8 protein-coding genes are annotated in these 9,681 nt (G+C 67.9%); 4 read left to right on the top strand and 4 right to left on the bottom strand.

Translation table 11 applies throughout. The annotated features are described in order from the left end of the window. The 4 genes from AC2W7A_RS05370 to AC2W7A_RS05355 form a co-directional block, all read right to left on the bottom strand. The coding region (locus tag AC2W7A_RS05370) for a sensor histidine kinase (protein ID WP_485990447.1) at positions 1-1,080 on the bottom strand (1,080 nt) is incomplete at its 3' end. A gap of 70 nt (positions 1,081-1,150) precedes the next feature. Beyond that, a complete protein-coding gene (locus AC2W7A_RS05365; protein WP_485990446.1) occupies positions 1,151-1,930 on the bottom strand; it encodes an ABC transporter permease in 780 nt (259 codons plus the stop codon). A gap of 76 nt (positions 1,931-2,006) precedes the next feature. Continuing rightward, a complete protein-coding gene (locus tag AC2W7A_RS05360; RefSeq protein WP_485990445.1) occupies positions 2,007-3,011 on the bottom strand; it encodes an ABC transporter ATP-binding protein in 1,005 nt (334 codons plus the stop codon). 81 nt (positions 3,012-3,092) lie between these two features. Next, positions 3,093-3,578, bottom strand: coding sequence for a hypothetical protein (locus tag AC2W7A_RS05355; protein ID WP_485990444.1), 486 nt, complete (start codon positions 3,576-3,578; stop codon positions 3,093-3,095). A gap of 45 nt (positions 3,579-3,623) precedes the next feature. On the opposite strand from AC2W7A_RS05355, the gene ychF reads away from it, so the two are divergent. Genes ychF through AC2W7A_RS05335 form a run of 4 tightly spaced genes read left to right on the top strand, consistent with a single transcriptional unit; the run spans position 3,624 to position 9,490 of the window. After that, the gene (ychF, locus tag AC2W7A_RS05350; RefSeq protein ID WP_485990443.1) at positions 3,624-4,709 is read left to right on the top strand and encodes a redox-regulated ATPase YchF; all 1,086 of its coding nucleotides are present in this window, start codon (positions 3,624-3,626) and stop codon (positions 4,707-4,709) included. A gap of 58 nt (positions 4,710-4,767) precedes the next feature. Continuing rightward, positions 4,768-6,909 (top strand): site-specific DNA-methyltransferase, encoded by a 2,142-nt coding sequence (locus AC2W7A_RS05345; protein ID WP_485990442.1) that lies wholly within the window; start codon positions 4,768-4,770, stop codon positions 6,907-6,909. After that, positions 6,910-8,160 (top strand): DEAD/DEAH box helicase family protein, encoded by a 1,251-nt coding sequence (locus AC2W7A_RS05340; RefSeq protein ID WP_485990441.1) that lies wholly within the window; start codon positions 6,910-6,912, stop codon positions 8,158-8,160. Continuing rightward, positions 8,048-9,490, top strand: a complete 1,443-nt coding sequence (locus tag AC2W7A_RS05335) for a hypothetical protein (RefSeq protein WP_485990440.1) — start codon at positions 8,048-8,050, stop codon at positions 9,488-9,490. The genes AC2W7A_RS05340 and AC2W7A_RS05335 overlap by 113 nt, the downstream gene beginning before the upstream one ends. Positions 9,491-9,681 lie beyond the last annotated feature (191 nt).

Raw genomic sequence — 9,681 nt, 5'->3', positions numbered from 1 at the left:
CGCACCGTGCTTCCCCGACGACGGCCCGCTCGCCTGGGCGTGTCCGCTCACCGTGCCGTCCGGTCCGACACCGTCGTCCACGACGACGAGGCGATCCGGTGCCAGCCGCACCCGGGCCCGGTCGGCCCCGGAGTGACGCACGGCGTTGGTGACGGCCTCGCGCAGGGCCCAGGCGAAGAGTCCGGCGGCCGGCTCTGGGACCTCGGCCGCGGCTTCGACGCCGGGGACGTCCGCGCGGATGCCGGCGTCGGACAGGACACGGCGGGCGCCGGCGAGCTCGGTGACCAGCTGTGGGGCCGCCAGGCCGTCCACGGTGGAGCGGACCTCGCCGATGGCGGTGCGGGCCAGGGCCGCGATCTGCTCGGCCTCGTCCTTCGCTCGGGCCGGGTCCGCGTCGATCAGCCGGGCGACCAGCTGGGCCTTCACGTGGACGGCGGTGAGGGAGTGGCCGAGGACGTCGTGGACGTCCCGGGCGAGCACCTCGCGTTGGCGGGACAGGTCCAGCTCGTGCCGGACCTCACGCATCGAGTCCTCGCTGTCCGCAGCCAGGCGCACCGCCACGATCACGGCCGTCGCCACGATCAGCGAGACGGTCAGCCACATCCGCCCCTCGCCGTCGGTGAGCAGCTGGGCGAGCGTCACCCCGATGACCGCCACCACGACGGCGGCGACCAGGGCGATCCGGCGCCGTTGGGAGAAGATCCAGACCGCCGAGAAGTAGGGCAATACGTTCAGCGCCGCGGTCCCGGCGACGGTGGCGAAGACGGCGGTGACCGCGCCGAGCAGGAGAGTGTAGCCGGCGGTGTTGACCGGGCGCGGCCACGACGGGACCGGGCGCGGCGCGACGAAGGCCGTGAGGTAGACGGCGGTGAAGGCCAGCCCGGAGCCCATGGAGACCAGCGCGCCCAGGGTGTCCCCGGACCGCACCCGGTCCACCGTCACGGACGCGACGGCCATGAGGAGGAAGACGAGCCAGACACCGGCGAAGCCGAGCACCGTCGGCCACTCCTCGCGCGGCAGGGTGCGCGTGGGGCGGTCGGCGGGCTCGGCCTGCGCCGGGTCGGTGTGCACGGTGCTCATGCGCGGGAGGTCCTCCGTCGGTTCGCGAGCAGGCAGATCGCCAGGAACACCAGCGTCCACGCGGCCACGTTCAGGACCGCCACCCACAGCGGATCCGTGATGACGCTGCCGTCGACGCGACGACCTGCCCCTCCATCATGGGCCATCGGGCCAGCACGCCCGAGCCGTACAGCGGGGTGAAGCGGGCGATGTCCAGCAGCATGCCGTTCAGCGGCGTGAACAGGTTGCCGAGGAAGCCGAACACGACGAGCATGCCGGAGGCGGCGGACACGGCGGCCTCCGAGCGGAAGAGCAGCGCCGCGGCCAGGCCGTAGAACGCGAACGGCACCGCGGCCAGCAGGGTCAGCCCGGCCGAGGCCGCCCAACGCCAGGCACCGTCCAACTCGGCTCCGGTGACGGCGCCCACGGCGTAGACCAGTGCCACCGGCAGCGCGGCGATGCACACGGCCACGAGCGCCTTGCCGACCATGTACGCGGTGCCGGACAGGGTCGTCAGGGACAGCTGGCGACCCCAGCCGAGCTGCCGCTCCACGGCGGCAGAGCCAGAGATCGCCGTGGTGGCGGTGACGGCGCCGTACAGGGCCATGGAGACCATCGTGTGGGCGACCATGTTGCCGTTCTCCATCCGGACGTCGCCCCAGTCCGCCAGCGTGCCGAACATCAGGAACAACGCCGTGGGCAGCACGGCGATGAAGAAGATCGACTCGACCATCTTCAGCTGGCGGACAAGGTCATGCCGGACGAAGGAGGCCAGGCGGGAGGCCGGGCCGCGGGCGGCCGTCAGGCCGGGGTTCGCGGACCCGGCGGCGGTGCCGGCGGCAGGGGCTGCGGTAAAGGAGGGGGAGGTCATGGGGTGGTCCTCTCTGTGGACAGGGCTGGGCCGCACGCCGGGCGACGGGCGGCGGCAGGATCGGGGGCGGCGGCCGTCAGGCCGTGAGGTCCAGAAAGACGCGGTCCAGGGTGGCGCGCTCCACCTCGACGTCCCGGCCGAGGCCTTCCGAGAGCAGGGTCGCCACCAGACGGTCGGAGGCGTCCGGGCCGTCGGCCACGGAGAAGGTGACGCGCTCGCCGGAGGTGCGGGAGCCGCCGTCGGGAAGGAGGGCGCCGAAGTGGGCGGCGACCTCGGTGGGCGAGCCGGGGCCAGCCCAGGTGCAGGAGACCGTGCGCGGGGCGCCGGCGGTGAGCTCGTGGACGGTGCCGGAGGTGTGCACGCGGCCGGAGCGCATGAGCACGATGCGGTCGGCGAAGTCCGCGGCCTCCTGGAGGTAGTGGGTGGCGAACACGACCGTGCGGCCGCGGTCCGCCTCGGCGTGCATGGCGTCCCAGAACTCGGCGCGGGCGGACACGTCCATGCCGGCGGTGGGCTCGTCCAAGATGAGCAGCTCGGGGTCGGTGAGCAGGGCCAGGCCGAAGCGCAGCCGCTGCTTCTCACCGCCGGAGCACTTCTTCACCTTGCGGGCGGCGATCGGCCCCAGACCGGCGCGCTCGACCACGTCCTCCACGGGGAGGTGGCGGCGGTGGCAGCCGGCGATGTAGCGCAGCGTCTCCGCCACGGTCAGGTCGTCCAGCAGCGCGCCGGTCTGCAGGACGGCGCCCACCCGGCCGTCGGCCACGGCGCTGCGGGGGCTGCCGCCGAACACCTCCAGGCGGCCGGAGGAGGGGACGGTGAAGCCCAGGACCATGTCCAGGAAGGTGGTCTTGCCGGCGCCGTTCGGGCCGAGCAGGGCCATCACCTCGCCGCGCGGCACGGTCAGGTCCACGCCGTCCACGGCGCGCACCTTCCCGAAGTGCCGGTGGACGTCTTCGGCGGCGAAGACGAGGTCGGGGTGCTCGTCGGTGGCCGGGACGGTGTGCGTCGGGTCCGGGGCAGCGGTGGAGAGGCCGGTGGATCGGGTGGTCTCGGGGGCTGAGGTCTGCTGTCGGCTGGTCATGTGACCAGCCTCGTCGGATGCGGTGGAGAACGGATCTGCCGGGCGTCACCACTTCGCCATGACGGATGTCATGGGTGTGGCTCAGGCGAGTGGGTTGGGTCCGTTGCCCACGAGGGTCGGCTCACCGAGCATCTGCGGGGTCTCGCCCGTCTCCCGGTCACCGACGCTGTGCAGGAACACCAGTCGCACGGACTGCGCCGTCCCGGCCTCGAAGGACTCCACGAAGTAGGCCGGGGCGAGTCCGTCCTCCTGCTCCACGCCGCCGTGGAACACGGCTACCGCCTTGGCCGGGCGCGGATCGATCTTCGCCACGAAGCCGGCGGAGTCCTCCGGGGTCATCTCCGGGCTCGTCCACATGCCGCGCATGCCGTCCGCGGTGACGGCCAGGACGGTGGGCTCGAGGTCCTCGCCGCGGCCCATCAGGTCCAGCCCGTGCTCCACGGCCAGGCCGATCAGCGGGACCATCTCGTCCGAGGGGCCGACCACGCCCTCGGGCGAGGTGCTTTCGGAAGGCGAGGTGCCGTCGCTAGGAAGCGGGTCCGGGGTGGGGGAGGTGCTCTGGTTCACGGGGGCCACGCTACCGAAGTGGGCGCGCCGGTAGGATGGTCGACCGTGGCACTGACTATCGGATTCGTGGGACTTCCCAATGTGGGCAAGTCGACCCTCTTCAACGCACTCACCCGCCAGACCGTGCTCGCGGCGAACTACCCGTTCGCGACGATCGAGCCGAACGTGGGCGTGGTGAACCTCCCGGACGACCGCCTCCCGCAGCTCGCCGAGATCTTCGGCTCCGAGCGCATCCTGCCGGCGACCGTCTCCTTCGTGGACATCGCGGGCATCGTGAAGGGCGCGTCCGAGGGTGAGGGCCTGGGCAACCAGTTCCTGGCGAACATCCGTGAGGCCCACGCGATCGCCCAGGTGGTCCGAGTGTTCGACGACGGCGACGTCGTCCACGTGGACGGCACGGTGGACCCGGCCTCGGACATGGAGACCATCAACACCGAGCTGATCATCGCGGACATGCAGACCGTGGAGAAGGCGATCCCGCGCGTCGAGAAGGAGGTCAAGGGCAAGAAGAAGGAGCCTGCCGACCTCGAGGCGCTCAAGGCCGCGCTCGCGGTGCTGGAGCGGGGCGAGACCATCTTCGCGGCGAAGGACAAGGACACGCTGGACATGGACCGGCTGCGGGAGCTGAGCCTGCTCACCGCCAAGCCGTTCATCTACGTGTTCAACTCGGACGAGGGTGTGCTGGGGGACGAGGCCAAGCAGCAGGAGCTGCGTGATCTGGTGGCCCCCGCTGAGGCCGTGTTCCTGGACGCCAAGCTCGAGTCCGACCTCGTGGAGCTCTCCGAGGAGGAGGCTGCCGAGATGCTGGAGATGGCCGGGCAGGACGAGTCCGGGCTGGACCAGCTGGCCCGCGTGGGCTTCTCCACCCTCGGCCTGCAGACGTACCTGACGGCCGGGCCCAAGGAGACGCGCGCCTGGACCATCCCGGTCGGCGCGACGGCACCCGAGGCCGCCGGCGTGATCCACACCGACTTCCAGCGCGGCTTCATCAAGGCGGAGATCGTGAGTTTCGACGATCTGATTGCCGCCGGGTCCATGGCCGACGCCAAGGCCGCCGGCAAGGTGCGCATGGAGGGCAAGGACTACGTGATGAAGGACGGCGACGTGGTGGAGTTCCGCTTCAACGTGTGAAATCTGGGAGTAAGAAGTAAGCGCTAGTTCGCATCGGTGCGGGCGAGGGGGCACACAATTGTCGAGACTGACGGAGCTGCTGCGGCAGGCACGCAAGGCTGATCCGCAACTTGGTGCTGATCTGCAAGCTGAGATCGCCGCGCTCACTAAGCGTCGCACGTTCGGTCTCGTCTTCGAGCAGCATCAGCCCGAGGCCGTCGAGCTGCCCGGCAGGCCGGTGCGTCGCGGCGACAAGGTGCGCGTGCTTCCTCCTCGTGGGGAGACGAAGACTGGCGACCAGCGTCTGTGGCGCGTCACGCGGATCGAACGAGCCGACGGGCAACGCCTGGCCCATCTCGCGGAGCTGGACGCCGAGGAGCCCGCGGCCTGCTCTGTGCCCGCAGACGATGTGGTGGTCGTCGCGGAGTTCCGGGATCGCATCTACCCCGGCCTGGTGGAGACGGGCCGTGTCGAGCGGGGCGGCGACAAGCCGTTCCACTCGGTCATCAACGCGGAGAACTACCACGCGTTGGAGATGCTGACGTACACGCATCGGCACTCCATCGACGCCATCTACATCGATCCGCCGTACAACACGGGTGCCAAGGACTGGAAGTACAACAACGACTACGTCGAGGGCGACGACGACTACCGACACTCGAAGTGGCTGGCGTTCATGGAGCGACGCCTGAAGATCTCTCGTGAGCTGCTCAACCCCGATGACTCGGTGCTAATCGTCACGATCGACGAAAAGGAGTATCTCCGCCTGGGGCTGCTGCTGGAGCAGACGTTCCCCGAAGCCGACATCCAAATGGTGTCGAGCGTGATCAACAGGGCGGGGTCGCCGCGGACAGGCCGCTTCTCGCGGGTCGACGAGTACATCTTCTACGTCTTCGTGGGGGCCGCCAAGGTCGCGTCGTGGTCCAATACGATGCTGCCCGGCAACAACGAGGATAAGCCAGCAAGCATGCCCACCGTCTGGTTTACGGCTGTTCGTCGAGGTTCCGGTGCATCTCGTGCGGCGAGCAAGAGTCTGTTCTATCCCGTCATTATTGATGCTGAGACCGGAGAGTTTCGACGGGTAGGCGATCCTATCCCCAAGGACGCAGACAGGAACGATTTCCCCCTCGAGAACGGTGAACTCGCTATCTGGCCGATGGGCGCTGATGGAGGCGAGAACCGGTGGAGATTCTCTGCCGAGCTGATGCGAAGGTACTTCGCGAATGGAACTGCACGACTGGGCAGAAGGGACCCTGAGACGGGCCTCCGGCCCGTCACCTATCTCCAGCCAGGCACACTGGAGAACATCGAGAACGGGACCTTCGTCGTTACCGGACGCACCGATGAAGGGGCGCTGCAACTTGGACTCGGGCAAAAGGCCAAAACCGTTGCACCGCGGACGGTATGGAGCCTCACAGGTCACTTCGCGCGTGACCACGGCTCGCACTTGGTACGAGCGCTTGTCGGTGATCGGAAGTTCCCGTTTCCCAAGGCGCTATACGCCGTAGAGGACACCTTACGGTTTGTCGTGCAGGACAAGCCCAACGCTGTCGTGCTGGACTTCTTCTCCGGCTCAGGTACCACTGCTCATGCGGTAATGCGACTGAACCGACAGGATGGAGGACGTCGCCAGTGCATCTCGGTGACGAACAACGAGGTTTCCGCGGATGAGCAGGCTGGGTTGCGAAAGCAAGGGCTGCGACCCGGAGACGCCGATTGGGAGTCGCTCGGCATCTGTGACTACATCACGAAGCCGCGCCTCACGGCGACGATCACCGGCAAGACTCCGCAGGGAGAGCCGATAAAGGGCGACTACAAGTTTACCGATGAGTTCCCGATGTCGGAGGGCTTCGAGGAGAACGCCGCGTTCTTCACCCTCACCTACGAGGCGCCGTTGTCGGTTCGTCACAACCGTGCCTTCGAGCGCGTCGCGCCGACGCTATGGTTGCGCGCCGGGTCCCGTGGTCGCGTCATCTACGACCTCGGCGAAGACGGCTGGGACGTGGCCGATTCCTATGGCGTGCTGGAGAACCTCGACCAGGCGGACGAGTTCGTCGCGGCGGTGAGTGCTCGTGAGGGCGTCGACATCGCGTTCGTCGTCACGAACGACGACAGCGCCTTCCAGATGGTGTGTCGCGAACTGCCGAACGCTGTCGTCCCCGTCCGCCTATACGAGTCCTACCTCCAGAACTTCGAGATCAACACCGGACGGAGCCTGTAAATGCGTTACACGCTGAAGGATTACCAGGCCGAGGCTGTCCGCGACGTGCTGCGGAACCTGGACCGTGCTCGCGACTCCTACCGTCGGTACGGCGCGCTCTCGCAGTTCTCGCTGAGCGCCACGACAGGTGCTGGAAAGACCGTCATGGCCGCCGCCGTGATTGAATCGCTCTTCTTCGGCAACGACGAGTTCGACGTGGCTGGTGACCCGGGTGCCGTCGTGCTGTGGTTCTCGGACGACCCGGCGCTGAACGAGCAGTCGCGTGCGCGTATCCAAGCCGCGGCCAGCGAGCTCGATCACCGACTGCGGGTCGTGCCTACGACGTTCTCCGAGCCGACCTTTCGGCCAGGCAACGTGTACTTCCTCAACACGCAGAAGCTCAGCAAGAACTCCCGTCTCGTTAAGGGGGCGCCGGAAGTCAACGGCGAAGACGTGCTGCCGGGTCTCGAACCTCGTCCCGACGAGGTCCAGTCGTCCATCTACGACACGATCACAAACACTATCGCCAACGAGGACCTGACCCTCTACCTCGTGCTGGACGAGGCGCATCGCGGCATGGGGACGCGCGCACGCGAACGGTCCACCATCGTGCAGCGCCTCATCAACGGCCAGAGCAGCGTGCCTGCGATGCCGGTCGTCTTCGGCATCTCGGCTACGGTTGAGCGGTTCGAGACCGCGATGAAGGACGCCAAGGGCCGCGACGCCCTCCCGTCGGTGCAGGTGGACTCCGCGCTGGTCCAGGCCTCAGGCCTCTTGAAAGACGACATCGCCCTGTCGATCCCTGCCGAGGACGGCGCGTTCGAGACCGTGCTCCTGACCAAGGCCGTCGAGAAGATCAAGGCCTCCGAGAGTGCGTGGCAGGACTATGCGCGCGAGCAGGGCGAGTCCAAAGCCGTTCGCCCACTGCTGGTGGTCCAGGTCGGGGACAAGCCCTCGCAGGAGACCCTCACCCGGACGCTGGACACGATCTACGAGGCCTGGCCGGAGCTGCCGTATGACGCTGTGGCAAACGTCTTCGGCGAACATACGGACCTGACCGTCGGGCAGCAGGTGGTGCCGTACATCGAGCCGCAGCGGGTCCAGGACGCCACGCACGTACGTGTGCTGCTCGCCAAGAGCGCGATCTCGACCGGCGGGGATGCCGCGCGCGGAAGTGCTCGTCTCGTTCCGTCCTGCCAAGGACCGCACCCACATCACACAGCTGCTCGGGCGGATGATGCGCACACCGCTCGCCCGCCGCATCCCCGGTAACGAACTGCTCAACTCGGTGGACTGCCTGCTGCCGCTCTTCGATCGCAAGACCGCCACCGGAGTCGCGGAACTGCTGATGAAGGGCGCGACGAGCAAGGACGCCGACGAAGGAGAGGACGGCGGCGGAGGCCTCGGGCGCCGAGTGCTGTTCGACCCAATCCCGCTGTACCCGAACCCGGCGATCGCCCAAGCAGTGTGGGAGCGCTTCGCGGCCATCCCGTCGGTGACGATCCCGAAGAAGAACGTCAAACCCATCCGTCGGCTCACCGCCCTGGCGACGGCGCTTTCGAAGGACCACCTCGTGGACGAGGCTGTGGAGAAGGCGCACAAGCATCTCCATGCCGTGCTCGACGGTCGTGCCGTCCAGTACCGGGAGAAGCTTGAGAAGGCGCGCGAGGACGTGCTCACGATGGAGGGCGAGGAAGTCCGCGGCAGAGTCGGTGGCGGGTTCTCCTATCGGGCGTTCTCCGTGAGCGCCGACCCTCGCGCCATCGAGGACTACTACCGCACAGCCACGCGGATCCTGAGCCCGGCGTTGTGCTCCTCCTATGTCGACCATCTCGTCGGGCCGGACGGAGACGAGGACGATCTCCTCGAAGCGCACATCACCGTCGCCTCACTCAGCCGAGTACACGAAATCGCCCAGGCGGTCGAGCATGAGGCCGATGGACTGTCCCGCGAGTGGCTCACGCAGACCCGCGTCGCACGCAAAGGACTGAGCGACGAACGCCAGGCCGAGTACGATGGGCTGGAGTCGATGTCGACGGCGCCCGAGCCGATCACACTCACCGTCCCGAAGAACGGTCAGACCGACACCAAGGTGCGTCATCCCGACGGCGCCGAGGAGGACCTGCCCACCCGCGAGATGCACCTGCTCGCTGCGGAAGACGGCACGGTCCCGATCACGCTGAACGAGTGGGAGCGCAAGGTCCTCGACTCCGAAGCAGCACAGCCCGGCTTCCAGGGCTGGTACCGCAACCCTGACCGCGCCACGAAGGAATCCCTCGCCGTGGCCTACAAGGATGAGGTAGGCGACTGGAAGGCGCTGCGTCCGGACTTCCTGTTCTTCGGCACCAATCACGACGGTCGCATCGCGGTGGACCTCGTGGACCCGCACGGGCACCACCTCTCCGACGCATTGCCCAAGCTTCGCGGCCTAGCCAACTTCGCCGAGCGCTTCGCAGATGACTTCCGCCGCGTCGAGTCCGTTGCTGAGACGAGTGACGTGCTGCGGGTCCTAGATATCACCAAGCGCCGGGTCCGCGAGGCGATCCGAGGTGCCGAGAGCGCCAGGGCGCTGTATGAGTCGGACCTGGCCAGTGACTACTGATCCGGTCGGCGCGCGCTCAATGTCAGTGGTCCCTTCTAGTGTTCGAGGAATCGATGTGGAGGAGGATCTATGAAGCGCCCTGGGTTTCGTTCCGAGGTCAGGACGCAACGGGCGCTGAGTCCTGATCGTGAGTGTAGGCCACCTCGACCTCCGCGGGAGTGCGGTAGCCGAGCCCCTCGTGCAGGCGGGCG

Source organism: Micrococcus sp. LASM2_SD2, from assembly GCF_057364565.1.
Note: the sequence above shows the minus strand (reverse complement) of the source record. Positions and strands in the feature narration are given on the sequence as shown.

Excerpts from the sequence above, each read along its gene's own strand:
- AC2W7A_RS05340 (WP_485990441.1), top strand. The coding sequence starts at position 6,910 with ATGCGTTACACGCTGAAGGATTACCAGGCCGAGGCTGTCCGCGACGTG.
- AC2W7A_RS05335 (WP_485990440.1), top strand. The coding sequence starts at position 8,048 with ATGCCGCGCGCGGAAGTGCTCGTCTCGTTCCGTCCTGCCAAGGACCGC.
- AC2W7A_RS05365 (WP_485990446.1), bottom strand. The coding sequence starts at position 1,930 with ATGACCTCCCCCTCCTTTACCGCAGCCCCTGCCGCCGGCACCGCCGCC.
- AC2W7A_RS05360 (WP_485990445.1), bottom strand. The coding sequence starts at position 3,011 with ATGACCAGCCGACAGCAGACCTCAGCCCCCGAGACCACCCGATCCACC.